Below are 25,997 nucleotides of genomic sequence, written 5' to 3' on the forward strand. Positions count from 1 at the left end.
TTAGGCGGCCTTCTGCGAGGTGGTGGAACCTTCGATCACGCCCATGATGTCGGATTCCTTCATGATCAGGAGGTCCTGACCATCGATCCGCACCTCGGTGCCAGACCACTTGCCGAACAGCACCCGGTCGCCGGCCTTCACGTCGAGAGCAGCCACCTTGCCGTTCTCGTCACGGGCGCCAGGGCCAACGGCGACGACTTCGCCCTCTTGCGGCTTCTCCTTGGCGGTATCCGGGATGATGATGCCGCCGGCCGTCTTCTCTTCGGCTTCAATACGGCGGACGACAACGCGGTCGTATAAGGGACGGAATGTCATGGGTGTGCCTCCCAAAGCATTTTAGGGACACTCAACTGCGCCGAGTGGCAGCGTTAGCACTCGACGGGGAAGAGTGCTAAGGAGAGATAATCTGCCGCGAGCCAGGACGCAATCTTATCCTGTTGGACAAAATGAGTTCTAGCGCGGGCGATGTCTTGTTAGCAGGTTGGACTGGAAGCAGGCCAACGACAGCGATCCATGACGAGTTTGAACTCTGCCTGATCGCAAGAGAGCGCTCACTTAGGCCGCTCTTTCGTCCTAAACGCGTTCGTCTCAGTTCTTTGAGCAACTTCGACAGCAACCTCTGACCAGAATCGGAATCCCTGCTCACTGCCCCTGGCGCGGCAGTAGAATGCTTGCTCACAGGCGGAGGCATAAGCTGTCCTGCCCTCGTAGGTTATAAGGCAAACCGCTTCGTATTCGGTCGCGGTTAGACCACCAGTACGAGTTGACCGGAGCCTAAAGAGACGAGCAAGGGATTCACGGACATGCCTAAGGAGAAGGCGCATGCGAGAGAATGAAGCAAGCCTCTCCATCTTTTGCAAGCTACCGCCTGAGTTTGTGCCCCCAGTGTGCCCCCGACGCCAAAAACACGAAACGCCCCGATTGGAGCGTTTGCGGAAATTTTCAGAAATTTCAAGCAATTAGAGTGGTGCCCAGGGGCGGAATCGAACCACCGACACTGCGATTTTCAGTCGCATGCTCTACCAACTGAGCTACCTGGGCATCCGGCGTCGGCCGTGGGCCGTTCGCGTCGAGGCCGGTTGTATAGTCAGCCTCGCGGCGCGTGTCCAGCTTTCTTGAGAAACAAATTCGAGGAAATTTTTTCAGGCCTCTTGGTCGCCCTCATCGCGGTCCTCGTCGTCCTCAACGGCCGGGATCGCGTAGCGGCCGGAAAGCCAGCGGTTCAGGTCCACATCGGCGCAGCGTTTTGAACAGAATGGCCTGTATTCCGTCACCTCCGGCTTGCCGCAGATCGGGCACTGGCTCTTCAGGCCCTTGGGCTTGTTCTCGTTGGCGGGGTTCATCCGGCCCTCCTGCCCTCGCGTCTTCAGGCTGCGTTGAGCCAGGTGAACCGGACGGGAAAGCCCTCCCCATCCAGAAGGGCGACCGTCTCGTAGAGGGGCAACCCTACTACATTTGAATAGGAACCCACGAGCTTGATCACGAAGGTGCCCGCAAGACCCTGGATGGCATAGCCGCCAGCCTTCCCGCGCCATTCGCCAGAGGCGAGATAGCGCTCGAACTCGTCCCGGGACAGGCGCTTGAAGCGCACCCTCGTCTCCACCAGCCGCTCGCGAACCGTATCTTTGGGCGTCACAAGGCACACGGAGGTATAGACCCGGTGCGCCCGCCCGGAGAGCAGGCGCAGGCAGGCGGCCGCCTCGTCAACAACCTCAGCCTTGGGCAGAATCCGCCCGCCCGCGAAGACCACCGTGTCGGCCGCCAGAATATAGGATCCCTTCAGGTCTTCCCGGTTTCGGGCGGTCCTGCGGGCGATCTCGGCCTTGAGGCGCGACAGGCGCCTGGCCATGTCCTTGGCGGTCTCTCCCTTTAGGGGGGTCTCGTCCACGTCGGCCGGCAGCAGGCTGTCGGGCTCGATGCCCGCCTGCTGCAGCAGGGCGAGACGCCGGGGCGAGGCGGAAGCCAGAACGAGCTTCGGACGCCAGCCGGAAGTCGACACGTCGGAGGAAGACGCCACGATGATCTCCACGCTCTTGGGGCCTTTCAGCGGACCCTATGCGAACAGGTTTGCCAAGAAAATACCGGTATGAGGACCGCCTGTGCCGGCCCGGTCACAAAATGGCACCGGGAGCGGTCGAATCAAGCCGAGGGCGGCTCGGCTTCGGGAACGGATGGCGGCCGGGCAGCATATTCGCGCTCAAGCCTGCGATAACGCAGGACGCCCGCTGGGATAGTCGCCAGGAAGAGGATCGTGATGGCGGTCAGCATTTCGAACGGGAAGCTCGCCAGAAGCCCGAAGGCCGCGGCCGACAGCACGAAGATCGGCAGAACCCAATGGCGAGGGACCTTCCCGACATTCTTGCCGGAATAGACCGGAATGGTGGACACCATCAGGAAGGCGAGGCCCAACAGGTAGACGAGCGCAACCGGCGCGACTCCAGAGCCGGTGACAGGCACGCCGAGGAAATACAGGTAAAGCGGCAGAAGCGACGTCACGGCCCCGGCCGGGGCCGGCATGCCGGTGAAGAAGTTTTTCTTCCATTCGGGCCGGTCGGGATCGTCCAACATCACGTTGAAGCGTGCAAGCCGCAGCGCCATGGCGATGGCGAAGACCAGCACCGAGATCCAGCCCAAGGCCCGAAGCTCGTGGAGGAGAAAACTGTAGAGGATGAGCGCCGGCGTGACGCCGAAATTCACGAAGTCCGCCAGGGAATCGAGCTCGGCTCCGAACCGGGACGTTCCCTTCAGAAGGCGGGCGATCCGCCCATCGACTCCATCCAACACCGCCGCCACGATGATGGCGATGACGGCGGGTTCGTAGCGGCCCTCATAGGCCAGCCGGATCGCCGTCAGGCCCAGGCACAGGGCGATCAGCGTGATGATGTTTGGGATGATGACCCGGATGGGGACGGGCTTGAACAAGCGCCTGCGCGGCTCGTCCGGATCGGGGGCAAAGGGAGGAAACAGGTCACTCATGGGCGGATTCTAGAGGGGGCCAGGGTCAGCGGCAAGGATGCGGCTTGGGCGCGTTGCGGTTATGCCGTGTTTTCAACGGCCTCGCGCAGGCTCCCTTGTGGCAGGACATCCTAGCCGGCCCGGAACTGGCGCGCGGGCTCGTTCGCCGTCAGATCCGCCAGAACGGTCTCTCCGGCGACGGCCATCTGGCCCAAGCCGACGAGAACCTGAGTGGAGAGCGGCACATAGATATCGAGCCTGGAGCCGAACCGGATGAGGCCGAAGCGCTCGCCCGCGCCCAAGGAATCGCCCGTCTTGACGAAGGACACGATGCGGCGCGCCACGAGGCCGGCAATCTGGACCACGCCGATCTTGACGCCCGCGCTCTCGATCACGAGGGCGTTGCGCTCATTGTCCTCGCTCGCCTTGTCGAGCTCCGCGTTGAGGAACAACCCTGGCGTATAGAGGATCTGGGTGATGCGCCCCGCGACAGGCGAGCGGTTCACGTGGCAGTCGAACACATTCATGAACACCGAAATGCGGGTCATCGGCTCCTGGGGCAGATCGAGATCGGCCGGCGGCACCGCGGTGGTGATCAGGCTCACCCGCCCATCGGCCGGAGAAACCACGAGACCGTCGCGGATCGGCGTCACCCGCGGAGGGTCGCGGAAGAAGTAGCAGACCCAGACCGTCAGGATGCCGCCGATCCAGCCCAGAGGCGACCACAGCAGCGAGAGCAGGATCGTCGCCACCAGCCCGATCAGAATGTAGGGATAACCCTCCCGGTGGATCGGGACGAGGATGCGGCGCATCGATTCCAGGATATCAGACATACTCTTTGAAGCCTTGATGTTCGTCGGAAGGGGGATGGCAGGGGCGGCGGGTTCCGTCAACCCGCCACGCTTTCCGTGACGTGCTCTTCCTCTTCGGCCCTTTTCAGGGTTTCGCGGGCTTCATCGACCTGGCGCTGGCGGTTCCACATGGCCGCATAGACGCCGCCCTGATCCAGAAGGCTCGTATGAGTGCCGCGTTCGACGATGCGGCCCTGATCGAGAACGATGATCTCGTCCGCGCCGATAATTGTGGACAGGCGATGGGCGATGACCAGGGTCGTGCGGCCCCGGCTGACCCGGTCGAGGGCATCCTGGATTTCCTTCTCGGTGAAGGTGTCCAGAGCCGAGGTCGCCTCGTCCAGCACCAGGACTGGCGGGCCTTTCAGGATCGTCCGGGCGATGGCCACCCGCTGCTTCTCGCCGCCCGACAGCTTGAGGCCACGCTCTCCGACCGGGGTATCGTAGGACTCCGGCAGCAGGCCGATGAAGCGGTCGATCTGGGCCAGGCGCGCGGCCTCCCTCACCTCTTCGGCATCGGCGTCCCAGCGTCCGTACTGGACGTTGTAGCCGATCGTGTCGTTGAACAGAACCGTATCCTGCGGAACCATGCCGATGATCTTGCGCAGGGACGATTGCTGAACGTCGGCAATGTCCTGGCCGTCGATGAGGATGCGGCCGCTCGTGGGTTCGTAGAACCGGAACAGCAGACGGGAGATGGTGGATTTTCCCGCGCCCGAGGGCCCGACGATGGCCACCGTATGGCCGGCCGGCACCTCGAAGCTGACGCCCTTGAGGATCGGGCGCTCCGGAATATAGGCGAAATGCACGTCCGCGAAGCGCACGACGCCCTGCGTGACCTGGAGCGGCTTGGCCCCCGGCTTGTCCTCGATCTCCGGGTTTTTCTCGATGATGTCGAACATGTCGTCGATATCGATCAGGGCCTGCTTGATCTCGCGGTAGAGCATTCCCATGAAGTTCAGCGGGATATAGAGCTGCACCAGCATCGCATTGACCAGGACGAAGCTGCCGATCGAGACGCGGCCGGCCATGATGTCCCGGGCGGCCAGGATCATCACGATGGTCATGCCGATGGAGAAGATAATCGCCTGTCCGGCATTGAGCACGGCGAGCGACGTGTAGGTCTGGGTCGAGGCCTTCTCGTAACGCTCCATGGAACGGTCGTAGCGGGCCGCCTCCCGGGCTTCGGCGTTGAAATACTTCACGGTCTCGTAGTTGAGCAGCGAGTCCACCGCCTTGGTGTTGGCGTCCGTGTCGGACTCGTTCATCCGCTTGCGGATCGAGATCCGCCATTGCGTCGCCTGGTAGGTATAGACGAGGTAGATGACCACCATGACGAACACAACCGCCGAATAGATCCAGTCGAATTCATAGGCCAGGATGCCGAGAACGAGCAGAAACTCCAGAATGGTGGGCAGAAGCGTCAGCACCACGAGCCGGGACAACTCCTCGATGCCCTCGCGGCCGCGCTCGAGCACGCGGGTGAGGCCGCCGGTCTTGCGCTCCAGGTGGAACCGGAGGGACAGTCGGTGCATGTGCTCGAAGGTCTGCATAGCGAGCTTGCGCACCGCATGCATGGCGACCTTGGCGAACAGGCCGTCGCGCACCTGGGTCAGCACCGCCATGAGAACGCGGGTGAAGCCGTAGATCATGGTCAGGAGGATGGGCGCGCGCCAGATCCAGGATCCGGCGGTCGCGGCCTGCTCGGTGGCCGTTCCGCTGCCTGTCACGGCAACGAGCGCGTCGGTCGCCCATTTGAAGGCGAAGGGCGTCACCATGGTGGCGGCTTTGGCCACGAGCAGCAATCCAAAGGCCAGAAAAACGCGCCGCTGGAGATCCGGCCGCCCGTGGGGCCAGAGATAGGGCCAAAGCTTCGTGATGGTGGCGGCCAAGCCACGGTCCTTCGGCGCGGAGACGCCTGCCGACGGGGCGGCGGTGTTGAGGGACATACTTCAGAATCCGATCGAACTGTCGGACCTGCATATAGATGATCGGGAAGCCGAATTCACCCCGTCCGGACCGGAGATCAGTTGGTCTTTTGCGGCTCGCCGTTGGGCAGGACGAAAACCTGGCCTGGATAGATCAGGTTCGGGTTGCGGATCTGCTCTTGGTTGGCGCCGTAGATCACCGTGTACCTGTAACCCTTGCCGTAGGTGCGGTGGCTGATGCGCCAGAGGTTGTCCCCTCGGGATACGATGGCCGTCGTGATGTTCGGAACCACCACGGTGCCGGAGGGGATCACCTGCGCGTCCGGAGCCGCCGAGGCCGTCTGGTTGCTGGCGGACGGCAGGCCATTGAGCAGCGGAGCCTGCGGAGCTTGGCTCCCCGACGGGGATGCGGACGGCCTGCCCTGAGCGCTGGCCACCTGCGCCGGCATGCTGAAGCCGACCTCGGCCCGGGACTTCACCTGTCCGGAGACGGGATCCACGTCGTCGAGCCGCACCCGGTAATCTCCCGGCTTCACGCCGCCGCCGATGGCGAACGAAACCTTGCCGTCGCCCCCTGCCCCACCGGGAGCGACGAAGCTTTCATTGAGATAGAGGCGGATCGTCGCCCCCGGAGCCGTCAGCCCGGACACGAAGAGTCGTCCGTCCTCGGCCTCCACGGTCACGATCTTGATCTCGGGACGGGGCGCGTTTGGAGCGGCGGGATCGGGTTGAGTTCCCTGGGGAGCCGGCGTGACAGGCGTCGCAGGGGCCTTGGCTTCCTGCGGGAGCGCGCCGTCCTGGCCCGGCTTGCCCTCAGGCGGCTGAGGGTTCGAGAGCAGCACCGTCGGCTTGTCGGGAGCCGTAAGGGCCACGAGGGGCCTGGTCTTGCCGGTGTCCAGGACCACCGTCACGCTCTCCCGGGAGCGCTGGCGGGCCCCATCGGGAGCGATGGATTGCAGGACGATCTGGTGTGAGCCCGGCGGCAGAGGTGGCGGCACGATGGCGAAGAGGCCCGATGCATCGGCGACCGCGCGCGCATGGACGTGATCGCCGCGCAGGAGTTCGATGGTCGCGCCTGGAGCCGCGCGTCCCGCAATGACGCTTTCCCCGTCAGGCTCGATCCGGACCACGTCGAAGGACGGCGTGACCGGAGCATCCGCGGCAGGCTTGGGAGACTCCCCGGCAGGCGCCGCCTTGGGGTTGGCCGCGTCGGGTTGAGCCGTGGCCGTGGCCGGGGCCTGAGCCTGGGTTCCTGCCCCTTGGAGCGGCTGAAGGCTGGCCTGCGGAGAGTTGTCGAAGAACGGGACTCCGATCTTTTCCCAGTAAAGCACGCCGAGCAACACCGTGACGACAGCAACGGCTGCTGCGCCGAGCAGCGCAATCGTCCCTGTGATCTGTTTCTCGCTGGCCATGATGCTTTTTCTCAACTGCAGGCACTTTCCTGCATTTAAACCGTTTATCTTTCAAAAGGCTACGGCCATAAGGGACAATAACAATGTTCTATGATTCCGTGCGGGAGCTTCCCCGCTCTACCAGTATGCCCATGTCAGAAATCAAATCTATTTGCGTCTATTGCGGCTCCGGTTTCGGGGATTCCCCGGTTTTTGCCGAAAATGCGGCGGCATTAGGCCGCGCTATGGCCGAGCAGGACATCAAGCTCGTCTATGGCGGCGGCAATGTCGGCCTCATGGGCACGGTGGCTCAGTCCACCCTGGATCATGGGGGCTACGTCACCGGGATTATACCTGATTTTCTCAAGTCGCGCGAAAAGCTTCTCGACGACGTGCAAGAGACCATCGTCGTCCCGGATATGCATACCCGTAAACGCCTGATGTTCGAGAAGGCCGACGCCTTCGTGGCCCTTCCGGGCGGGATCGGCACTCTGGAGGAGCTGGTCGAGCAGATGACCTGGGCCCAGCTCGGGCGGCACACCAAGCCGATCCTGATGCTCAACACCAACGGTTTCTGGAGGCCTCTTCTCACCCTGCTGGCCCATATGCGTGAGCAGGGCTTCATCCGCCCGGGCCTCGAACTCAATTATCTGGTAGCCGAGCGCGTGGAGGACGTGATCCCCATGCTCGAAGCATCGGCCCGCAGGCTCGGCCTCGTGGGGAACGAGGAAATGATCGAGCAGCGGTTCTAGGGCGTCGTACGAAAGAGCAGCCTCGATATTTTGCACCGAAAAACGGTTCTCTAAGGCTCGTTCCTATCGGCTGCGATCTTTGCCCCTGAGACGATGACCAGGGCATCGCCCTTGCGTTTGTAGACGACGGTTCCGAAGGCCTTGCTCTTGTCAACCCACGTGCCCGAGTAGGTGACTAGCAGGCGCCCTCCGGGGTCCACCCACCACGTCGCATCGATGTCCGAGCAGCGCTTACCATCAACCTTAGCCCCGCAATCTGTGAAGCCTGAGGGAATTCCCTCTTGGGGCTCGAGGGGTTTCGCCTGCTCGCCCTGGAACACGAAGGGCCTGATGCTGCTGGAGGTGATGCCCTGGAAGGTCCCGCTCTCCTGAAGCACGACCCCGTCATCGGCCCCGAGCCGGATCGGCGTCACCACGCGCGCCGAGCCGAAGGTTCCGGTCTCGGTAAACTCGTCATGCCGGCCGACCGGCGTCAGGGCCGAGCCATTCCACTGGAGGAATACGGCGCTGATCTTGGCGCCGCAGCTATGACAGGCCTCGCCCGGGATCTGCCCAAGGGTCAGGAGCACCACGGCGCTCTCGTAGAGGATGGCCTGAAAGGGATAGACGCAGGGTTCGGATACAGCCTTCTTGCCTTTTCGTTCGGCGATGTTCGGATAGGCTGCCTTGAAGGCGTCCCGAAGGAGGGGATCGGCCGCCATGACTTGCGCGATTCCCGGGCAGAGCGGCAGAGGATTTCCTTCAGCCTGAGCGGAGTGGTGGGCGAGCAGCAAGCCTGCTGCGGCGAAGACCAACCTCTTCAACATTGTGCAGCCCCCTGCAGCCCTTCATTGAGAGTTTAGCTGACAGCATGGACCGGGCGAAGCTAGCCGTTTGTAGAGGAGCCGCTGTCTTATCCTCCGTTCGTTGAGGTTGGCCCATAGCCCTCACCCTCGTCCTTCGAGACGGTCACTGCGTGACCTCCTCAGGATGAGGCTACGGAGGGCTGATCCCCCTCACGAGGCAAGGTTTAGTGGGACGCCCCGCTCTTCAACAGCTTGTAGATCATGGAATCCGTCAGGGCCTGGAACGACGCGTCGATGATGTTGGGGGACACGCCGATGGTCGTCCAGCGGTCACCGGCCCCATCCTCGAACTCGATCAGGACACGGGTCACCGCGTCCGAGCCGCCCTGGTAGATCCGCACCTTATAGTCGATCAGCTCAAGATCCTGGATCAGGTCCTGATACTTGCCGAGATCCTTGCGCAAGGCCACATCGAGGGCATTGACCGGGCCGTTGCCTTCGGCCGCCGAGATCAGCACCTCGTCGCCGACCCGCACCTTCACGATGGCTTCCGACGCGGTCACCAACTCGCCGACCGCGTTGTAGCGGCGCTCCACATTGACCGAGAAGCGCTCCACCTCGAAGAAAGCCGGAACCTCGCCGAGCATGCGCTTCACCAGCACGAAGAAGGACGCGTCGGCGCCTTCGAACGCGAAGCCCTCCGACTCCTTGCGTTTTACCTCGTCGAGCAGGCGCGATACGCGCAGATCGCCTTTTTCGAGATGGAAGCCGAGGCGCTTCAGTTCGGACAGCACATTGGACTGTCCGCCCTGGTCGGATACCAGCACCTTGCGCACGTTGCCGACCACGTCCGGCTCCACATGCTCGTAGGTGCGCGGATCTTTGAGCACCGCGGACGCATGGATGCCCGCCTTGGTGGCGAAGGCGCTCGCGCCCACGAAGGGGGCGTGACGGTTCGGCTGGCGGTTGAGGATCTCGTCCACCTGCCGCGACACATGGGTGAGCTGGCTCAACGTCTCGTCGGTGACGCCGAGATCGAAACGCTTTGCGTACCCGTCCTTGAGTTTCAGCGCGCCGATCAGCGTGACAAGATTGGCGTTGCCGCAGCGCTCGCCAAGGCCGTTGAGCGTGCCCTGGATCTGGCGTGCCCCTGCCTCCACGGCCGCCAGGGAATTGGCGACCGCGCAGCCGCAATCGTCATGGGCGTGGATGCCAATATGCGAACCGGGCACCAGCTTGCCGACCTCGGCCACGATCGCCGCTACTTCGTGCGGCAGGGTGCCGCCATTGGTGTCGCATAGGACAACCCAACGCGCACCGGCGTCGAACGCCGCCTTCGCGCACGCAAGGGCATATTCGGGATTGGCCTTGTAGCCGTCGAAGAAATGCTCGCAATCGACCGCAACCTCGCGGCCCTTTTCGCGCGCAGCCGCGACGCTCTCCCGAATGCCTAAGAGATTGTCCTCGAGGCTGATCTCGAGCGCCACATGGACGTGATAATCCCACGCCTTCGCGACGAAACAGATCGCGTCGGCCTGCGCGTCCAGCAGGGCTGCGACGCCGGGATCATTGGAGGCCGAGCGGCCCGCGCGCTTGGTCATGCCGAAGGCGGTGAACTTCGCGTTCTTGGTGCGCTTCTCGGAAAAGAACGCGGTGTCGAGCGGGTTCGCGCCCGGATAGCCGCCTTCCACATAGTCGATGCCGAGCTTGTCGAGGAGGCCCGCCACTGCGCGCTTGTCGTCGAGCGAGAAGTCGACGCCCGTGGTTTGCGCGCCATCGCGCAGGGTGGTGTCGAAGAGATAGATGCGCTCGCGGGTCATGAGGGAAGCCTCCCTTCCTCAGGGGCCGAGAGGCGCTTTTCCATGGTGGTGTTGCCGAGCCACTCGTCGCCGAGCGACACCGTGTTGCGGCGTTGAGGCTGGAAGCCGCGCTGCTCGAAGAACAGGCGGGCGGTGTCGCTCACATCCGCCACGAGACGCGACGCCCCGCGTGCCTTGGCAAGCTTCTCCACTGCGCCGTAGAGCATCGCTCCCACCCCCTGCCCGGCAGCCGCCGGGTGGACGTAGAAGAAGTCGATCAGCTCGTTGTCCTTGAGCGCGATGAATCCGACCGGCGAGCCCTCCAGGGTGGCGACCAGGGTCAGGGCCTGGCCAAGACGCGCCGGAAAGGATTCGTCCTCGGCCAAGGCCGCCCAGGCCTCCTGCTGGTTCTCGCTGTAGTCCTCGCCCGTCAATTCCTCGACGCTCGCCTGATAGATTTCGACGAGCGCCGGCACATCGGCCGGAAGGAACGGGCGCAGGCCCGGTTTCGGCAATGACTGTCCCATCAGCGAGCCCTCTCTTCAGCGGATACGCAGCACGTCATACGCTCGTCATGCCCGGGCTTGTCCCGGGTATCCATGTCTTGGGGCCGCAGCGCTTGGAAGGCGTGGATCGCCGGCACAAGGCCGGCCATGACGGTGGAGGAAAAACGACAATTCATCGCGCAACCTCCCAGGTCGTGGTGCCGTCCTTGTTGTCCTTCACGAGGACGTTGAGCTTGGCGAGTTCGTCGCGAATACGGTCTGACTCGGGCCAGTTCTTCGAGGCGCGTGCCTCCTTGCGGGCGACGATCAGGTTCTCGACCACCGAGGGGTCCACGCTCAGAGAGGCTCTCTTGCGAGCCGCCCAGGCTTCGGCGCCCTCGGTCAGGAAGCCGAGGGCCCTCAGGTTCGCGCCCAGTTCCTCGTGCGCGCCCTGCCCGTCGAGGGCATGCAGCTCCGCCAGCATCTTCGGCGTGTTGAGATCGTCCGCCAGAGCCTCGACAATCTGACCCGAGAGGCCGGTAGACGTGCCGTTTCCGGCCAGCTCGTACCAGCGATCCAGGGTCTTCTCGCTCTCCTCCAGCCCTTTCACCGTCCAGTCGATGGGCTGCCGGTAATGGGTGCGGAGCATGGCAAGCCGCAGGACCTCGCCGGACCAGGAGCGTCCGCCGAACCTGTCGGATTCCAGTAGCTCGCGGATGGTGAAGAAGTTGCCGAGCGACTTCGACATCTTCTCGCTTTCCACCTGCAGGAAGCCGTTATGCATCCAGACATTGGCCATGCGCGCCATGTCGAACGCGCAGCAGGACTGGGCGATCTCGTTCTCGTGGTGCGGGAACACGAGGTCGATGCCGCCGCCGTGGATGTCGAAGACCGCGCGATCCTTTGGATCGTCGCAGGAAAGCCTGGTCTCGAAGGCCTTGACCAGGTGCTTCCAGGCCATGGCGGAGCACTCGATGTGCCAGCCGGGACGTCCGGGGGTGGCGATGCCGGCGGGGGAATCCCAAGCCGGGTCCTGCGGACCCGAGGGCTTCCACAGCACGAAGTCCATGGGGTCGCGCTTGTAGGGGGCCACATCCACGCGGGCTCCGGACAGGAGTTCGTCGAGGGAACGTTTGGAGAAGGCTCCATATTGCGGCACGCCCTGGAGCTTCTGCATCCCCGCGACGCTGAACAGCACGTGCTCCTCGGCCACATAGGCCGCGCCGCGCTCGATCAGCCGCTCGATAATCATGCGCATCTCGGCGATGTGTTCGGTCGCACGGGGCTCGACGAAGCGCGGAGGCTGGCCTTGCTCGTTCACGTCCTCGGGCATCAGCACGCCGAGCGCCCGGATGTCCGCGTGGAACTGCTCCTCGGTCTTGCCGGTCACCGCGCGGATAGCCTCGTTGTGGGAAAGATCCGGGTAATCGCGGGCCGCACGGGCGTTAATCTTGTCGTCGACATCCGTGATGTTTCGCACATACGTTACGGCCCCGCTGCCGTACACATGACGCAGCAAACGGAACAGAAGATCGAAGACGATGATCGGTCGGGCATTCCCGATGTGAGCGTAGTCGTAGACGGTCGGCCCGCAGACGTAGAGGCGCACGTTCTCCTCGTCGATCGGGACGAAACCATCCTTCGATCGAGTGAGCGTGTTGTAGAGCCTTAAACTGGCCGCCATGAAACCAAGTCCCTTCAGGCCGCAGGCCGGAGGATGGTTTCGATCTTGGAGTGAGAACGAGACGGCTCCAGCCAGCGAAATGCGCTAGCCGCAAATAATCCCGGAAATGAGGATCGTTGCCGTGTTCATGCCCAGATCAATGCCCTCTCGGCCCTCCGGCGTCAAGGTTCCACGTCAATCAAGCATGCTTTATTTGCATGAATGCATGCAACGCAGTTTTCACACCTACGTTAGAGCTTTATTCATGCCCCTTCGTGATTATGCATCACGAGTAATATTTAGTGAGGTCTACATGCGCCGTGCATATGCCATGCTCGGGTTGGGTACTACTTTGTTCGTAGCAGCCGCGTCCTTAACGCTCCTGTCGGACGGAACCCAGGCCTCATCCACCGAAGCGACCTTCATGGTCCCTGCGGCCGACGGCTACGGCGTCGCCGAATGCCTCATCTCAAGCCAAGCTTGTGGCCAAGTTGTGGCAGACACCTGGTGCGAAGCGCAAGGATATGCCCGGGCGGCCTACTTCAAGCAGGTCACTCCGAACGAGATGGCCGGATCGGTGCAGAAGGTCTCCATCGAGTCCAACGAGCTGCTGCCGGTCGCCATCACCTGCACGAACTGAGCACGTTCAAGGTAAAGGAATTCTTAAAGGCGGCTCCTCCGGGGGCCGCCTTTTTCACGTAGCCAGGCCGGTATAAGCGCCGGGGCGGCGCAGCCCTTGATCCCTCCCCGCAAGGGCGAGAGAAATTCCCACTTCCGACACTCGTCAAGCAGACCCCCCGAACCACCCCTTACTTGTTCAGCCACTCGCCACATTTCGCGGGCGCTTCCGTGCCCCAGGGCATGAGAGGAACGCTGGAGGTGGAGTTTTTAGGAGAACCCTCGATGGGCCGGTCCGAATAGACCATGTAGACCAGGGTGTTGCGCTTGGCGTCGCAGCCCCGGACGATCTGCATCTTCTTGAAGATCAGGGACCGGCGCTCACTGAAGGCCACGTCGCCCTGCCCGAACCGCTCCTTGAAGCGCACCGGGCCGATCTGGCGGCAGGACAGGGAAATGTCCGAGACCTCCTCGGCCACCCCGAAAGTGCCGGCGATGCCGCCCCGCTCCGGGGTCGTATAATGGCAGGCCACCCCTTCCACGAGCGGATCGTCAACCCCGTAGACCGCGAGCTTGTCGTCGGGAGTCAGCGCCCGCCAGACCGTGGACTTCTTGAAGATCAGGTCCGGGTCCTGGGCCGCGGCGCCCGTGACGGCGCCCATCGCGAGGACCAGGGCCAGAGCGATTCGCTTCAACATCGAATAAAACCTCCCGCTGTTAAGCTGTTATGTGGGGAGGCCCGTGGGGTTTGGCGAGGGCACTACCCAGCGTGATGGCTGCAGACGCAGATCTTGTTGCCGTCGAGATCGCGAAAATAGGCCCCATAGTAGTTGCGATGGTATTGGGGCCGCAGGGCCGGTGCACCCTCGTCCATGGCGCCCTGCTCCATGGCGGCCGCATAACAGGCTTCCACCTGAGCCCGCCGCTGGGCGAGTAGAGCCACCATGGAGCCGTTGCCGACCGAGGGATCGCCGCCATCGAAGGGCCGGACGACCAGGAATTGGGGCCGTCCTCCCGGCAGGCCATATCCCACCATTCCGTCGCCGGAGAAGCGCACCTCCAGGCCGAGCGGGGCCAGGACCGCATCGTAGAACACCGTCGCCCGCAGGAGGTCATTTGCCCCGATGGTCGTATGAGAGTACATGGTGGCCCCGTGGGTGTCTTGTCGCATTCAGAAGGCTAGTGGGGTTTCCTTCGGATCGGCAAGGCGGTCATCACATTAGGGCCAACTTCAGGACGTAGTGACCACGGACTCGAGGCCGATCACGCCCTGGACAATCCGGTTTTTGCGACGAGCTTTATGACAAAGACATCCTTCTTCCGCTCCCTGATCGCCGCGACGGCCTTCCTGGCCGCCGGCCAAGCAGCCCTCGCCCAATCCCCGGAATGCCAGCGTTTCCGCGCGGAGCTCGCCTCGCTCGATCGCGGCGGCGGAAGCCCTCAGGCCGCCGCCATGCAGGCCCAGCGCAACGAGCTCAACCGGCTCCTGCGCTATTACCGCTCCATCGGCTGCGAGCGTGGCCCCCTGGGCTTCCTGTCGGGACCGGCGCCGGCGGAGTGCGGCTCCATATCGGGGCAGATCAGGCAGCTTGAGGCTGGCTATTCGCGCCTTGCGGCCGAGGCCTCGCAATCCGGGGATGTGGAGTTCCGTCGCCGGCAGCTCCAGGCCGCCGTGCAGCAGACCTGCAGCACGGACGCCCCCCGCGGCTTCTTCGAGTCCCTCTTCGGCCCGCCCCGCGGCGCGCAGCCGCAGGTGCAGCCTCAGGAGATCATGCCTGAGGGCCAGCCGATCATCGCCGACGATCAACCCACCGGCGGGCGCAGGCTCGTCTGCGTGAAGACCTGCGACGGTTCGTACTTCCCCTTGAGCAACGCGCCGGGCGGCCGCGAGAGCGCCGACGAGATGTGCCAAGCGCTTTGCCCAGGCACCGAGACCATCGCGTTCGGCTCCCCCGGCGGTGACAACGGCCTCAACAATGCAGTCTCGGTCACCGGCAGCAAGGCCTATACGTCGCTGGCGAACGCCTTCAAGTTCCGCAAGACCTTCGACGAAAGCTGCGCCTGCAAGAAGGACAACGAGAGCTGGTCCACCATCCTGCGCAAGGCCGAGGGCATGCTGGAACAGCGCAAGGGCGATGTGATCGTGACGGCCGAGAAGGCCGAGGAGATGTCCCGCCCGAAGGTCGTTCAGGCCCGCAAGGCCGCCGAGAAGAAGGCCAACGAAGAGGAGAAGGCCGCGGCCGAGATCGCCGCCTCCGCCCCGACCGCTAGCAAGGAATCGGCTGGCATCGGCCCGCAGGCCATCGAGAACACGACCGTCGTGTCCCAGGGAGAAGGCGCGAAGAAAGAGGTCGTGACGGGCGACGGCACCAAGCGGACGATCCGGGTCGTCGCCCCTGACCTCATCCCTGTGCCGAACGCCAAGAACTGATCGGCGTCTAGCAAATTAGGGCGGAGTTTCAGCCTGAGGCGGGCCTGTGCTATCAGGCCCGCATGAAACCTCTCGACCCTTTGCCGATGCACTCTTCCGCCGTGGCCCCGGATGCGATCATCTCCGTGTCCGGACTGAGCAAAACCTATGCGTCGGGCTTCCAAGCCCTTCGAAATGTCGACCTGCAGATCCGCCGTGGCGAAATCTTCGCCCTGCTGGGGCCCAACGGGGCCGGCAAGACGACCTTGATCAGCATCATCTGCGGGATCGTCAACCCGAGCACCGGCACCGTCCAGGCGGACGGGCACGACATCGTGGGCGAGTACCGCGCCGCCCGCCAGAAGATCGGCCTCGTGCCGCAGGAGCTGTCCACGGACGCCTTCGAGAGCGTGTGGGCCACCGTGAAGTTCAGCCGCGGCCTGTTCGGCAAGCCGCCCAATCCCGCCTATCTCGAGAAGATCCTGAAGGACCTCTCCCTCTGGGAGAAGCGGGACAGCAAGATCATGACCCTGTCCGGCGGCATGAAGCGCCGGGTCATGATCGCCAAGGCGCTGTCGCACGAGCCGCGCATCCTGTTCCTCGACGAGCCCACCGCCGGGGTCGACGTGGAGCTGCGCCGGGACATGTGGGAGATGGTCCGGGGCCTGCGCGAGAGCGGGGTGACCATCATCCTGACCACCCACTATATCGAGGAGGCCGAGGAGATGGCCGACCGGATCGGGGTGATCAGCAAGGGCGAGATCATCCTGGTCGAGGAGAAGACCGCGCTGATGCGCAAGCTCGGCAAGAAGCAGCTCACCCTGCACCTGCAAAGCCCGCTCCAGACCCTGCCGGCCGATCTCCAGGCGGATCACCTGCAACTTTCGCCCGACGGTGCCGAACTAATCTACACATTCGACGCGCAGGGCGAACACACGGGCATCGCCAGCCTGCTGCGGCAGCTCGGCGAACATGGCATTGACTTCAAGGATCTCCACACCACCGAGAGTTCCCTGGAGGACATTTTCGTCGATCTGGTCAGGGGGCGCGCGTGAACATCCATGCCATCAAGGCCATCTACATCTTCGAGATGGCGCGTACCTGGCGCACGCTGATGCAGAGCATCGCCTCGCCGGTTCTGTCGACCTCGCTGTATTTTATCGTGTTCGGATCGGCCATCGGCTCTCGCATGGCCAATGTGGACGGGGTCAGCTACGGGGCCTTCATCGTGCCGGGCCTGATCATGCTGTCCATCCTGACCGAGAGCATCTCCAACGCGTCCTTCGGCATCTACATGCCGAAATTCACCGGCACCATCTACGAGCTTCTATCGGCGCCGATTTCCGCTATCGAGACCGTCATCGGCTATGTGGGGGCGGCCGCCACCAAATCGGTCATCGTCGGCACGATCATTCTGGTGACCGCCCGGCTGTTCGTGGATTTCACCATCCTTCACCCCTTCTGGATGGTGGCATTCCTGGTTATGACCAGCGTCACCTTCAGCTTGTTCGGCTTCATCATCGGGATCTGGGCCGACAGCTTCCAGAAGCTTCAGGTCGTGCCGCTGATGATCGTGACGCCGCTCGCCTTCCTGGGCGGCAGCTTCTACTCCATCAACATGCTTCCGCCGTTCTGGCAGACCATCGCCCTGTTCAACCCGGTCGTGTATCTGGTGAGCGGCTTCCGCTGGAGTTTCTACGGGGTGTCCGACGTGGGCGTCGGCATCAGCCTCGGCATGACGCTCGCCTTCATGCTGGCATGTCTTGCGGCCGTATGGTGGATCTTCCGGACGGGCTACAAGATCAAGGCGTGACGACCGCAATAGATTTCTTTGCGGCGCATCTGCCTCGATCCCTCCCCCTTGCGGGGAGGGATCGAGGGTGGGGGTCGCAAAGTCGGAGCTCCTTGCCCGTTCGTCGAGATGCGACGCGGTTACAGCCTCCACCTCAACGTCTGTCACCCAGTCGTTCCACCCCCACCCGGCCGCTGAAGAGGCCACCCTCCCCGCAAGGGGGAGGGAACAAGCCAGCGCTTCAATCAACGAACCCGCTCACGCCGCCTGCCCGGCAAGCCTTGCCCTGGCGCGCTCGGGGCCGATCAGCGGCAGGAGCGCTGCAAGCTCAGGGCCGTGATCAAGACCGGTCAGGGCAAGCCTCAGGGGCAGGAACAGGGCCTTGCCTTTGAGGCCGGTGGCCTGCTTCACGGCCTCCGTCCAGGCTTTCCAGGTTGCAGCATCCCAGGGCGCGGGAGGAAGAGCCTGTATGGCGGTGTCGATGAAAGCCCGATCTTCGATAACCGGCGTCACGGGACCGTTCACCACCTGCGCCCACTGGGCCGCGTCCACCACCTTGGTCAGGTTGCCGCGAACCGCCGCCCAGAAAGCTTCGCCCGCGTCGGCTCCCAGCGCCGCCAGCCGTTCGCGAACGGCCTCATAGGGCATCTCGTGGATGAGCCGGGCGTTGAGCTGCTCCAGCTCATGCTCGTCGAACTTGGCGGGCGCGCGGGAAATGTGATCGAAATCGATCAGGCGGGCGAGCTCGTCGAGATCGGCGATCGGCCGCACCGACTCGGCCGAGCCGACGAGGACCGCGAGCGACGCCACCGCCTGCGGCTCCAACCCGGCCTCGCGCAGGCTCTTCAGGGACAGGTGACCGAGGCGCTTGGACAGCCCCTCCCCGCTAGCGGTCGTCAGCAGGTTGATATGGGCGAAGAACGGGACCTGAGCCCCAAGGGCCTCGAAAATCTGGATCTGCACCGCCGTGTTGGTGACGTGATCCTCGCCCCGGATCACATGGCTGATGTTGAGGTCGATGTCGTCCACGATGGACGGCAGCGTATAGAGATAGGTGCCGTCCTCGCGCACCAGAACCGGATCGGACAGCGAGGCGCAATCCACATGGCAGGGGCCGCGCACGAGGTCGTGCCAGACCACGTTGCGGTGATCGAGCCTGAAGCGCCAATGGGGTTTGCGGCCCTCGGCCTCCAGCTTTTCCCGGTCCTCCGGCGAAAGCTTCAAGGAGGCCCGGTCATAGATCGGCGGCAGGCCACGCGCGAGTTGCCGCTTGCGGCGGAACTCCAGTTCTTCGGGCGTCTCATAGCAGGCGTAGAGCCGGCCCGAAATGCGCAGCCGCTCGGCGGCATCGTCATAGAGAGCAAAGCGTTCGGACTGGCGCACCACGAGGTTCGGCGCAATGCCGAGCCAGGCCAGATCCTCTTCCGTCGCATCCGCGTATTCGCGTTTCGAGCGCCCCAGATCGGTGTCGTCGAAGCGGAGCACGAACACGCCCCCCTCGCGCCGGGCGAAGAGCGCGTTCATCAGGGCCTGGCGGGCATTGCCGATATGGATGAGCCCGGTCGGGGACGGAGCGAAGCGGACGATTGGCTTTGACATAGCAAACCCTATGGCGAACGGAGCCGGGCGGCGCAAGGGGGAGACCGTTTCTGCGAAGGAGTGATCGAGTGGATCCGCCTCCTGCCGTCATCGCGGAACTTGTTCCGGAGACCTGAGCCTTTAGCCACTTGAGACGTGGCTGGCCGGGACAGGCCCGGCCATGACGTTACTGATAAGGAACGCCGAAAATTCGTTAAACGTCCATCGAGCTCATGCGCGGCTGGCCGGTGGCCCGTTGCAGGGCCTCGTCGTTCTTGTGGGCCACCATGCCCTGGTCGCGGAAGCGGTTGACGATGGGATAGCGGCGGTCGCGGCCGAAGTTCTTGCGGGTCACCTTGACCCCGGGGGCAGCTTGGCGGCGCTTGTATTCGGCAAGATACAGCAGCCGCTCCACCTTCTTGACCGTCTCCAGGTCATAGCCCTTCTCGACGATCTCGCAGACGCGCAGTTCCTCTTCCACGAGGCCCCGCAGGATCTCGTCGAGCACCTCGTAGGGCGGCAGGGAATCCTGATCCTTCTGGCCTTCGCGCAACTCGGCGGTGGGCGCCTTGGTGATGATGTTCTCCGGAATCACGATCCCATCGGGCCCGAGCGCGCCTTTCGGCTTCCACTCATTTCGCAGGGCCGACAGGCGGTAGACCTCCATCTTGTAGAGGTCCTTGATCGGGTTGAAGCCGCCGTTCATGTCGCCGTAGATGGTGGCGTAGCCTACTGACATCTCGGACTTGTTCCCGGTCGTCACCACCATGGAGCCGAACTTGTTGGAGATCGCCATGAGGATCGTGCCGCGGGCGCGGCTCTGGAGGTTTTCCTCCGTGATGTCCGGCTTCTTGCCCGCGAAGAGCGGCTGGAGCAGGGCTTCGAATCCTTCCACCGCCGGGGCAATCGGCAGAGTGTCGTAGCGGACGCCGAGCGCCTTTGCGCATTCCTCCGCGTCCTTGAAGGATTCGCCCGAGGTGTAGCGGTAGGGCAGCATCACGCAATGGACCCGGTCCGCCCCGAGGGCATCCACCGCAAGCGCCGCGCAGATGGCCGAGTCGATGCCGCCGGACAGCCCCAGGACCACGCCCGGGAAACGGTTCTTTTCCACATAGTCCCGAAGACCCAGGACGCAGGCGGCGTAATCCGCCTTCTCCCCCTCCTCCACGGTCACGATGGGAGCCTCGACGCAGGCCCAGCCGAGGTCCGACTTTTCCCAGACCGAGAGCGCAATGCTCTCCTCGAAGGCGGGAAGCTGACAGGCGAGCGAGCAATCGGCGTTGAGCACGAAGGACGCGCCGTCGAAGACCAGTTCGTCCTGGCCGCCGATCTCGTTGAGATAGACCAGCGGCAGGCCGCTCTCCGTCACCCGCGCGGCCGCGATGTTGAACCGCTCCTCGGTCTTGCCGCGCCAATAGGGCGAGCCGTTGGGGACCAGCAGCATTTCGGAGCCGGTCTCGGCCAGACACTCGATGACGTCCTCGCTCCAGATGTCCTCGCAGATCGGAAGTCCGAGCCGGATGCCGCGGAAATTCACCGGCCCCGGCAGCGGGCCCGGCTCGAAGATGCGCTTCTCGTCAAAGACGCCGTAATTGGGCAGATCGACCTTGTAGCGCACCGAGATCGTGCCGCCGTCGAGGAGCGCATAGGCGTTGTAGAGGGCGTCCCCCTCCCGCCAGGGCAAGCCGATCAGCATAGCGGGTCCGCCATCGGCCGTTTCGCGGGCAAGGCGCTCGCAGGCCGCACGGCATACATCCTGGAAGGCGGGCTTGAGCACCAGATCCTCGGTCGGATAGCCGGCGAGGAAAAGTTCGGTGAACATCACGATGTCGGCCCCGAGCCTGGCTGCCTCCGCGCGCGCGGCGCGGGCCTTCTGCTCGTTGCCGGCCACATCGCCGACGATGGGGTTGAGCTGAGCGAGTGCGATCTTGAGCGTGTTCTGGGCCATGGCAAGCGATCTAGTGCGGCATCCGGACTGAGCAATGCATCGCACAAGCTTTACCGGCGCGCCAGCCATGTCGGGCGGACGCTCTCGATCCGCCAAGGAGCTCCGTCGAACTCGGCCGAACCAGGTACGTGATCGACCCATCAATGTGCATTCGGAGCCTTTGCATAAAGCTCAAGCTTCCGAGGAACCCGATACAGTCTAGTTCGTTGTTCAAACACGAATTCAGACGGGAGATCGCTATGTTAAAAGGTGGCTTGCTTTGGCTCATCGGCATTCCTCTGCCGATCATCCTTATTCTGTTCTTCCTCGGCTATCTGAGCTGAAGATCCGACTGGACTAAAGCAAAAGGGGCGCTCGCGAGCGCCCCTTCTCTTGTCTCTTACTCCGCAGCCAGCGGCGTCGGCCGCTCTCGGGCCTGGCGTTCCTTCTTGATCAGCTCCGAGGTGAGGAACGCGATCTCGAGGGCCTGCTCCGCGTTGAGGCGCGGGTCGCAATAGGTGTGGTAGCGGTCGCTGAGGTCCGCATCGGTCAGGGCGCGGGCGCCGCCGGTGCATTCCGTCACGTTCTTGCCGGTCATCTCCAGGTGGATGCCGCCCGCGTGCGTCCCTTCCGCCTGATGGACAGCAAAGAAGTCGCGAACCTCGCTCATGATCCGCTCGAACGGTCGGGTCTTGTAGCCGGAGCCCGCCTTGACGGTGTTGCCGTGCATGGGATCGCAGGACCACACCACCGTGCGGCCCTCCGCCTTCACGGCGCGCACCAGGGCCGGCAGGTTGTCGAACACCTTGTCGGCGCCGAAGCGGCAGATCAGCGTGAGGCGGCCGGCCTCGTCTTCGGGGTTGAGCTGTTCGATGAGCCGGAGCAGGCCGTCCGCCGTCATGGACGGGCCGCACTTGAGGCCGATCGGGTTCTTGATGCCGCGCATGTATTCCACATGGGCATGATCGGGCTGGCGGGTGCGGTCGCCGATCCAGAGCATGTGGCCGGAGGTGGCGTACCAGTCGCCGGTGGTGGAATCGACGCGGGTCATGGACTGCTCGTAGCCGAGCAGCAGGGCCTCGTGGCTGGTGTAGAAATCCGTCGAGCGCATTTCGGGATGCGTCTCCGGATCGATGCCGATCGCCCGCATGAACTCGATGCTCTCGGTGATGCGCTCGGCAATCTCGCTGTACCGGGAGGATTGCGGCGAATCCTTCACGAAACCCAGCATCCAGCGATGGGCGTTCTCGAGGTTCGCGTAGCCGCCGGTCGCGAAGGCGCGGATCAGGTTCAGCGTCGCGGCCGACTGGCGATAGGCCTCGACCTGGCGGCGCGGATCGGGAATACGCGCTTCCGGCGTGAAGGCGATGTCGTTGATGATGTCGCCGCGGTAGCTCGGCAGCTCCACCCCGTCCACCGTCTCGGTGTCGGAGGAGCGCGGCTTGGCGAACTGGCCGGCGGAACGGCCAACCTTCACCACGGGCGAGCCGCCCGCGAAGGTCAGGACCACGGCCATCTGGAGGAAGAGCCGGAAGAAGTCGCGGATGTTGTCCGCCGAATGCTCGGCGAAGCTCTCGGCGCAGTCCCCGCCCTGGAGCAGGAAAGCCTCACCGGCCGCGACCTTGGCGAGCGTACGCTTCAGCTTGCGGGCCTCGCCTGCAAAAACCAGCGGCGGAAAGCCGGCGAGCTGCTGCTCGACGTTTCCAAGCACCTCAAGGTCCGGATAGGCTGGGACCTGCTGGATCGGCTTCGATCTCCAGCTGTCAGGCGTCCACCGCTCAGTCATGACACTTACCCCCGTGTCTCGTTTCCTCGGTCACCGCAATAAGCGGCACGAAACGGCACCTATACACGACACAAAAGAAAAGGCGAGTGCGGAGAGGGAGGTGCGGCATAAGGGTGCGACAGACGCCACCCCATGCGGGCGGATCAGCGGGAGTGAACTCGGCGGCTCTCGCGACGGGATTGCCACAGGGCGCCAAGGCCCATGGCGACGGCGATCACGGGAATGCCAAAATAGACATAGGCTTCCAGGATGGTCATGGCTCCAGGTCCCTCAGGATCAGCTTCGCTATAGAATGTAGGATGAACCCAACGAAAAGCCAAATGAAGCTCACGGCAATGGCGATTCCACCTCTCGGCAAGGCGTCCGAACCATAGCCGAGGGCGACCACCGGGCCGACGAAGCCCGCAATCACGAAGGCGACCGCGATGTTATTGAGCGCAGTCGCCGTAAGCTTAGTCTGCTCGTTATGAACAAGGCTCAATGGCGCCTTCCTGCAACTCTATTCTGCTGCCGCTCGCTCACTTGGTGAGGAGCACTCCTACCCCACCGCCACCGGCTTCTTGACCATGTAGGGCGTGCGCATCGTCACCAGCTCTTCCGAAGCGGTCGGATGGACCGCGACGGTGCGGTCGAAATCAGCCTTCGTGGCTCCCATGGTCACGGCGACGCCGGCGAGCTGGATCATTTCGCCGGCATCATGCCCGACGATATGGACGCCCACCACCCGGTCGGTCGCTTTGTCGACGATGAGCTTCATCAGCACCCGGTCCTGAGCGCCTGACAGGGTTGCCTTCATGGGCCGGAAAGCCGTCTTGTACACGTCGATGTCGCCATAGCGGGACCAGGCCGCGGCCTCGCTGCAGCCGATGACGCCGATTTCCGGGGTGGAGAAGACAGCCGTGGGGATCAGGTCGTGGTCGACGATGGTCGGCCGGTCGCCGAACACCGTGTCGGCGAAGGCGTGGCCCTCGCGGATGGCGATGGGAGTCAGGTTGGCCCGGTTCGTCACGTCGCCGACCGCGTAGACCGACGGAATCAGGGTCTGGGAATAGGAGTCGACCGGGATGGCTCCGACCTCGTCGACGGCGATGCCGACCGTCTCCAGGCCGAGCCCCGCTGTGTTAGGCCTCCGGCCGGTCGCGACCAGGACCTGATCGACCGTGACGACCGAACCGTCCGACAGGGTGGCGGCGATGCCATCCGGGGTCTTGTCCAGGCGCGTCGCCGTCCTGCCCAGCGCCAGATTGATCCCGCGGTGGGCATAGGCCGCACCCAGCGCCTCGCGCACATCGTCGTCGAAGCCGCGCAGGAGCTTGTCGCCCCGGTGCAGGAGCGTGACCTCGCTACCGAGCCCGGCGAAGACGCCCGCGAACTCCACCGCGATATAGCCGCCGCCCACGATCATGATGCGCTTGGGCAGCTCCTTCAGGTGGAACACCTCGTTGGACGTGATACCCAGTTCCCCTCCTGGGATGACCGGCTCCAAGGTCGGGTGCGCACCCACCGCGACCAGGATATAGCGCGCCCGGATGCGCTCGCCGGTCGCCAGGACGTGGACCGTATGGTTATCCTCGATCACCGCGCGGCTGTTCACGATCTCGACGCCCGCCTTTTCGAGATTGGTCCGGTAGATCCCTTCCAGGCGGTCGATTTCCCTGTCCTTGTTGCGGATCAGGGTCTCCCAGTCGAAACGGGGCTCTCCAACGTCCCAGCCGAATCCCGCAGCCTCTTCAAACTCGTGCGAGTAACGGCTCGCGTAGACCATGAGCTTTTTCGGCACGCAGCCGCGGATGACGCAGGTGCCGCCGACCCGGTATTCCTCGGCGATCATCACCTTCGCGCCGTAGCCTGCCGCGATGCGGGCCGCGCGAACGCCGCCGGACCCGGCGCCGATGACGAAGAGGTCGATGTCGAATTGGCTCATGGCCTTGTCTCCAGCCGGGTTCTGCAAGTTGCGAGCATCCATGCGACAGAGGCTCCGAGTGAGGCCGCCCACCACCCCTGCCACGCGCCGTGGCCCACGAGAGCAACGGCTCCCGCCGCCGCAAGCAGGGCCAGGGACGTGCTCGCGACAAGACGGGATTGGCGGCAGATGGCGCGGATGACCAGAAGGACAATCGCCAGGGCCAGGACGGCGCCGACCATGCCAAGCTCCGTCCAGATCTGAAGCGGCAGGTTGTGGGGGTGCCCGATCCCCAGGAAGCGCCGATGCTCCTTCGGGACCTTCCACACGATCTTCGACTTCCGCATCCGCGGACTCATGCCGAAACCTGCCCCGAGGCCAGGCTGGACCCGCACCGCAGCGCCGAAGCTCTGCCAAACCGCAACCCTCTCCCGGGAGTGGCCGCCCGCCAAGGCCTTGTGCACGGCCGGGGGGATCAGGCTTTCGCTGATCGGCCCCAGGAAGGGAGCCATGGCCATGGCGGCCACGAACCCCGCCGCCATCACGATTGCGGTCGCCCGAACCGACGCCCAAGCCGACACGAATGCGAGGCCCATCACGATCAGGCCAAGCCCCGCCGCGCCGCTGTCGGACCGAGCGACCGCTGCGCCAACCAGCACGAGGATCGCGAGAGCGACGGCCCAGCCCCGGGGGATCTGGGTCACGAGCCAGACCAGCAGAGGCGGCAGCAGGACCAGAAGGGTCAGACTAGGCCGGTTGAAGATGAAGCTGTCGGCCCGCATCCCGAGGCTTCGCCGCAGGGTGAGACCGGTCTCGAGTTCAACGATGATCAGCAGGCAAGCGGCGGCCACCGAACCTGCAAGCATCCAGAAGGCCTGGCGCGTCATGCGCTTGGGAAGAACCTGGCATAGAATGAAGGCGCCCGCGATGGGAAGCCAGAATTCCCCGAGAGCCTGGATCGAAATGTCGTTGAACTGGCTCCACGAGATCGAGATCACGCTCAAGGCCAGAAAGGCCAGCACAGCTATGCCCGTTGGACGGAACAGGGCCGAGGCGCTCTCGCGCACGAGCTGGCGAAAGCGTCCTTCGAGAGCCGTTGCCCCGAGGGCGGAAAGCGCGCTCACCCCGAGAAACAGAGGGGTCGACCGATGCGCCACCGCCATCGCCAGCGGCATCACCGCCAGCCCCCCCAGGGCCACACGCCACAACATCTCCGCCGCCTGGAGCCGGCGGACCGATGCAGGGCTGCCGATGGATACTGTCCCAATCGCATTCATGCGCAAGGCTCTTACGCCAAGGTTCGGCGGGGATAAAGAACCAAGCGCTTGCCGCCTTGCAATTGGGACTTTACGCTTTGACGCAGGACGTGCTCTT

General features: G+C 63.9%; 25 protein-coding genes and 1 tRNA gene. 5 read left to right on the forward strand and 21 right to left on the reverse strand.

The window, feature by feature from the left end:
- From groES to DRB19_RS08665, 8 genes are all read right to left on the reverse strand, one after another.
- Positions 1-315 carry a co-chaperone GroES gene (groES, locus tag DRB19_RS08630; protein ID WP_114185639.1) on the reverse strand — a complete coding sequence of 105 codons (315 nt, stop codon included), beginning with the start codon at positions 313-315 and terminating at the stop codon, positions 1-3.
- A 650-nt stretch (positions 316-965) separates the two neighbouring features.
- Positions 966-1,041, reverse strand: a tRNA-Phe gene (locus DRB19_RS08635).
- A 101-nt stretch (positions 1,042-1,142) separates the two neighbouring features.
- Positions 1,143-1,343: a DNA gyrase inhibitor YacG gene (gene yacG / locus DRB19_RS08640; protein ID WP_114185640.1), complete on the reverse strand. Its 201-nt coding sequence runs from the start codon at positions 1,341-1,343 to the stop codon at positions 1,143-1,145.
- A 23-nt stretch (positions 1,344-1,366) separates the two neighbouring features.
- Positions 1,367-2,017, reverse strand: a complete 651-nt coding sequence (locus tag DRB19_RS08645; RefSeq protein ID WP_114185707.1) for a Maf-like protein — start codon at positions 2,015-2,017, stop codon at positions 1,367-1,369.
- 122 nt (positions 2,018-2,139) lie between these two features.
- Complete coding sequence (locus DRB19_RS08650) at positions 2,140-2,976, reverse strand: CDP-alcohol phosphatidyltransferase family protein (RefSeq protein WP_114185641.1); 837 nt, start codon at positions 2,974-2,976, stop codon at positions 2,140-2,142.
- A gap of 110 nt (positions 2,977-3,086) precedes the next feature.
- Complete coding sequence (locus DRB19_RS08655; RefSeq protein WP_114185708.1) at positions 3,087-3,788, reverse strand: phosphatidylserine decarboxylase; 702 nt, start codon at positions 3,786-3,788, stop codon at positions 3,087-3,089.
- Positions 3,789-3,844: 56 nt separating this feature from the next.
- The gene (locus tag DRB19_RS08660) at positions 3,845-5,755 is read right to left on the reverse strand and encodes an ABCB family ABC transporter ATP-binding protein/permease (RefSeq protein ID WP_114185642.1); all 1,911 of its coding nucleotides are present in this window, start codon (positions 5,753-5,755) and stop codon (positions 3,845-3,847) included.
- Between the two features lie 77 nt (positions 5,756-5,832).
- Positions 5,833-7,146, reverse strand: a complete 1,314-nt coding sequence (locus DRB19_RS08665) for a LysM peptidoglycan-binding domain-containing protein (protein WP_114185643.1) — start codon at positions 7,144-7,146, stop codon at positions 5,833-5,835.
- Positions 7,147-7,277: 131 nt separating this feature from the next.
- Here DRB19_RS08665 and DRB19_RS08670 point away from each other — a divergent pair, with 131 nt between their 5' ends.
- Entirely contained in the window at positions 7,278-7,877 is a 600-nt protein-coding gene (locus tag DRB19_RS08670) for an LOG family protein (protein WP_114185709.1), read from the forward strand.
- 50 nt (positions 7,878-7,927) lie between these two features.
- Here the strand turns inward: DRB19_RS08670 and DRB19_RS08675 are convergent, their stop codons facing one another.
- The 5 genes from DRB19_RS08675 to cysS all read right to left on the reverse strand — a co-directional run bounded on the left by DRB19_RS08675 (position 7,928) and on the right by cysS (position 12,630).
- Positions 7,928-8,683: a hypothetical protein gene (locus tag DRB19_RS08675; protein ID WP_114185644.1), complete on the reverse strand. Its 756-nt coding sequence runs from the start codon at positions 8,681-8,683 to the stop codon at positions 7,928-7,930.
- Between the two features lie 203 nt (positions 8,684-8,886).
- Positions 8,887-10,482 carry a citramalate synthase gene (gene cimA / locus DRB19_RS08680; protein ID WP_114185645.1) on the reverse strand — a complete coding sequence of 532 codons (1,596 nt, stop codon included), beginning with the start codon at positions 10,480-10,482 and terminating at the stop codon, positions 8,887-8,889.
- The gene (locus DRB19_RS08685) at positions 10,479-10,988 is read right to left on the reverse strand and encodes a GNAT family N-acetyltransferase (protein ID WP_114185646.1); all 510 of its coding nucleotides are present in this window, start codon (positions 10,986-10,988) and stop codon (positions 10,479-10,481) included. Before DRB19_RS08685 ends, cimA begins: the two co-directional genes overlap by 4 nt.
- Positions 10,988-11,143, reverse strand: coding sequence for a hypothetical protein (locus tag DRB19_RS29850; RefSeq protein WP_162815624.1), 156 nt, complete (start codon positions 11,141-11,143; stop codon positions 10,988-10,990). Before DRB19_RS29850 ends, DRB19_RS08685 begins: the two co-directional genes overlap by 1 nt.
- Complete coding sequence (gene cysS / locus DRB19_RS08690) at positions 11,140-12,630, reverse strand: cysteine--tRNA ligase (RefSeq protein ID WP_114185647.1); 1,491 nt, start codon at positions 12,628-12,630, stop codon at positions 11,140-11,142. Before cysS ends, DRB19_RS29850 begins: the two co-directional genes overlap by 4 nt.
- Before the next feature lie 292 nt (positions 12,631-12,922).
- On the opposite strand from cysS, the gene DRB19_RS08695 reads away from it, so the two are divergent.
- Positions 12,923-13,249, forward strand: a complete 327-nt coding sequence (locus DRB19_RS08695; protein ID WP_114185648.1) for a hypothetical protein — start codon at positions 12,923-12,925, stop codon at positions 13,247-13,249.
- 169 nt (positions 13,250-13,418) lie between these two features.
- Here DRB19_RS08695 and DRB19_RS08700 read toward each other — a convergent pair whose 3' ends face one another.
- Complete coding sequence (locus DRB19_RS08700; protein ID WP_114185649.1) at positions 13,419-13,925, reverse strand: CreA family protein; 507 nt, start codon at positions 13,923-13,925, stop codon at positions 13,419-13,421.
- Positions 13,926-13,987: 62 nt separating this feature from the next.
- On the reverse strand, positions 13,988-14,371 hold the full coding sequence (locus tag DRB19_RS08705; protein ID WP_114185710.1) for a VOC family protein: 384 nt from the start codon (positions 14,369-14,371) through the stop codon (positions 13,988-13,990).
- A 156-nt stretch (positions 14,372-14,527) separates the two neighbouring features.
- Here DRB19_RS08705 and DRB19_RS08710 point away from each other — a divergent pair, with 156 nt between their 5' ends.
- The 3 genes from DRB19_RS08710 (at position 14,528) to DRB19_RS08720 (ending at position 17,450) form a co-directional block, all read left to right on the forward strand.
- Positions 14,528-15,658, forward strand: a complete 1,131-nt coding sequence (locus DRB19_RS08710) for a DUF2865 domain-containing protein (RefSeq protein WP_114185650.1) — start codon at positions 14,528-14,530, stop codon at positions 15,656-15,658.
- 62 nt (positions 15,659-15,720) lie between these two features.
- Positions 15,721-16,692 (forward strand): ABC transporter ATP-binding protein, encoded by a 972-nt coding sequence (locus tag DRB19_RS08715; protein WP_245439349.1) that lies wholly within the window; start codon positions 15,721-15,723, stop codon positions 16,690-16,692.
- Positions 16,689-17,450 carry an ABC transporter permease gene (locus tag DRB19_RS08720; protein WP_114185651.1) on the forward strand — a complete coding sequence of 254 codons (762 nt, stop codon included), beginning with the start codon at positions 16,689-16,691 and terminating at the stop codon, positions 17,448-17,450. Before DRB19_RS08715 ends, DRB19_RS08720 begins: the two co-directional genes overlap by 4 nt.
- A 237-nt stretch (positions 17,451-17,687) precedes the next feature.
- On the opposite strand, the gene gltX is transcribed toward DRB19_RS08720, so the two are convergent.
- From gltX to DRB19_RS08750, 6 genes are all read right to left on the reverse strand, one after another.
- Positions 17,688-19,028 (reverse strand): glutamate--tRNA ligase, encoded by a 1,341-nt coding sequence (gene gltX, locus DRB19_RS08725; protein WP_114185652.1) that lies wholly within the window; start codon positions 19,026-19,028, stop codon positions 17,688-17,690.
- Positions 19,029-19,221: 193 nt separating this feature from the next.
- A complete protein-coding gene (locus DRB19_RS08730; RefSeq protein ID WP_114185653.1) occupies positions 19,222-20,955 on the reverse strand; it encodes an NAD+ synthase in 1,734 nt (577 codons plus the stop codon).
- A 379-nt stretch (positions 20,956-21,334) separates the two neighbouring features.
- Positions 21,335-22,720, reverse strand: a complete 1,386-nt coding sequence (locus tag DRB19_RS08735) for a class II 3-deoxy-7-phosphoheptulonate synthase (protein ID WP_114185654.1) — start codon at positions 22,718-22,720, stop codon at positions 21,335-21,337.
- Between the two features lie 253 nt (positions 22,721-22,973).
- Positions 22,974-23,201 (reverse strand): hypothetical protein, encoded by a 228-nt coding sequence (locus tag DRB19_RS08740; RefSeq protein ID WP_114185655.1) that lies wholly within the window; start codon positions 23,199-23,201, stop codon positions 22,974-22,976.
- Positions 23,202-23,258: 57 nt separating this feature from the next.
- The gene (gene gor / locus DRB19_RS08745) at positions 23,259-24,644 is read right to left on the reverse strand and encodes a glutathione-disulfide reductase (protein WP_114185656.1); all 1,386 of its coding nucleotides are present in this window, start codon (positions 24,642-24,644) and stop codon (positions 23,259-23,261) included.
- A complete protein-coding gene (locus tag DRB19_RS08750) occupies positions 24,641-25,900 on the reverse strand; it encodes an O-antigen ligase family protein (protein ID WP_114185657.1) in 1,260 nt (419 codons plus the stop codon). Before DRB19_RS08750 ends, gor begins: the two co-directional genes overlap by 4 nt.
- Positions 25,901-25,997 lie beyond the last annotated feature (97 nt).

This window comes from Microvirga aerophila (genome assembly GCF_003332305.1).
Classification (GTDB): Bacteria; Pseudomonadota; Alphaproteobacteria; order Rhizobiales; family Beijerinckiaceae; genus Microvirga; species Microvirga aerophila.

Coding starts and splice junctions, on each gene's coding strand:
- groES (WP_114185639.1), bottom strand. CDS start 315: ATGACATTCCGTCCCTTATACGACCGCGTTGTCGTCCGCCGTATTGAA.
- yacG (WP_114185640.1), bottom strand. CDS start 1,343: ATGAACCCCGCCAACGAGAACAAGCCCAAGGGCCTGAAGAGCCAGTGC.
- DRB19_RS08650 (WP_114185641.1), bottom strand. CDS start 2,976: ATGAGTGACCTGTTTCCTCCCTTTGCCCCCGATCCGGACGAGCCGCGC.
- DRB19_RS08655 (WP_114185708.1), bottom strand. CDS start 3,788: ATGTCTGATATCCTGGAATCGATGCGCCGCATCCTCGTCCCGATCCAC.
- DRB19_RS08660 (WP_114185642.1), bottom strand. CDS start 5,755: ATGTCCCTCAACACCGCCGCCCCGTCGGCAGGCGTCTCCGCGCCGAAG.
- DRB19_RS08665 (WP_114185643.1), bottom strand. CDS start 7,146: ATGGCCAGCGAGAAACAGATCACAGGGACGATTGCGCTGCTCGGCGCA.
- DRB19_RS08670 (WP_114185709.1), top strand. CDS start 7,278: ATGTCAGAAATCAAATCTATTTGCGTCTATTGCGGCTCCGGTTTCGGG.
- DRB19_RS08675 (WP_114185644.1), bottom strand. CDS start 8,683: ATGTTGAAGAGGTTGGTCTTCGCCGCAGCAGGCTTGCTGCTCGCCCAC.
- cimA (WP_114185645.1), bottom strand. CDS start 10,482: ATGACCCGCGAGCGCATCTATCTCTTCGACACCACCCTGCGCGATGGC.
- DRB19_RS08685 (WP_114185646.1), bottom strand. CDS start 10,988: ATGGGACAGTCATTGCCGAAACCGGGCCTGCGCCCGTTCCTTCCGGCC.
- DRB19_RS29850 (WP_162815624.1), bottom strand. CDS start 11,143: ATGAATTGTCGTTTTTCCTCCACCGTCATGGCCGGCCTTGTGCCGGCG.
- cysS (WP_114185647.1), bottom strand. CDS start 12,630: ATGGCGGCCAGTTTAAGGCTCTACAACACGCTCACTCGATCGAAGGAT.
- DRB19_RS08695 (WP_114185648.1), top strand. CDS start 12,923: ATGCGCCGTGCATATGCCATGCTCGGGTTGGGTACTACTTTGTTCGTA.
- DRB19_RS08700 (WP_114185649.1), bottom strand. CDS start 13,925: ATGTTGAAGCGAATCGCTCTGGCCCTGGTCCTCGCGATGGGCGCCGTC.
- DRB19_RS08705 (WP_114185710.1), bottom strand. CDS start 14,371: ATGTACTCTCATACGACCATCGGGGCAAATGACCTCCTGCGGGCGACG.
- DRB19_RS08710 (WP_114185650.1), top strand. CDS start 14,528: ATGACAAAGACATCCTTCTTCCGCTCCCTGATCGCCGCGACGGCCTTC.
- DRB19_RS08715 (WP_245439349.1), top strand. CDS start 15,721: ATGAAACCTCTCGACCCTTTGCCGATGCACTCTTCCGCCGTGGCCCCG.
- gltX (WP_114185652.1), bottom strand. CDS start 19,028: ATGTCAAAGCCAATCGTCCGCTTCGCTCCGTCCCCGACCGGGCTCATC.
- DRB19_RS08730 (WP_114185653.1), bottom strand. CDS start 20,955: ATGGCCCAGAACACGCTCAAGATCGCACTCGCTCAGCTCAACCCCATC.
- DRB19_RS08735 (WP_114185654.1), bottom strand. CDS start 22,720: ATGACTGAGCGGTGGACGCCTGACAGCTGGAGATCGAAGCCGATCCAG.
- gor (WP_114185656.1), bottom strand. CDS start 24,644: ATGAGCCAATTCGACATCGACCTCTTCGTCATCGGCGCCGGGTCCGGC.
- DRB19_RS08750 (WP_114185657.1), bottom strand. CDS start 25,900: ATGAATGCGATTGGGACAGTATCCATCGGCAGCCCTGCATCGGTCCGC.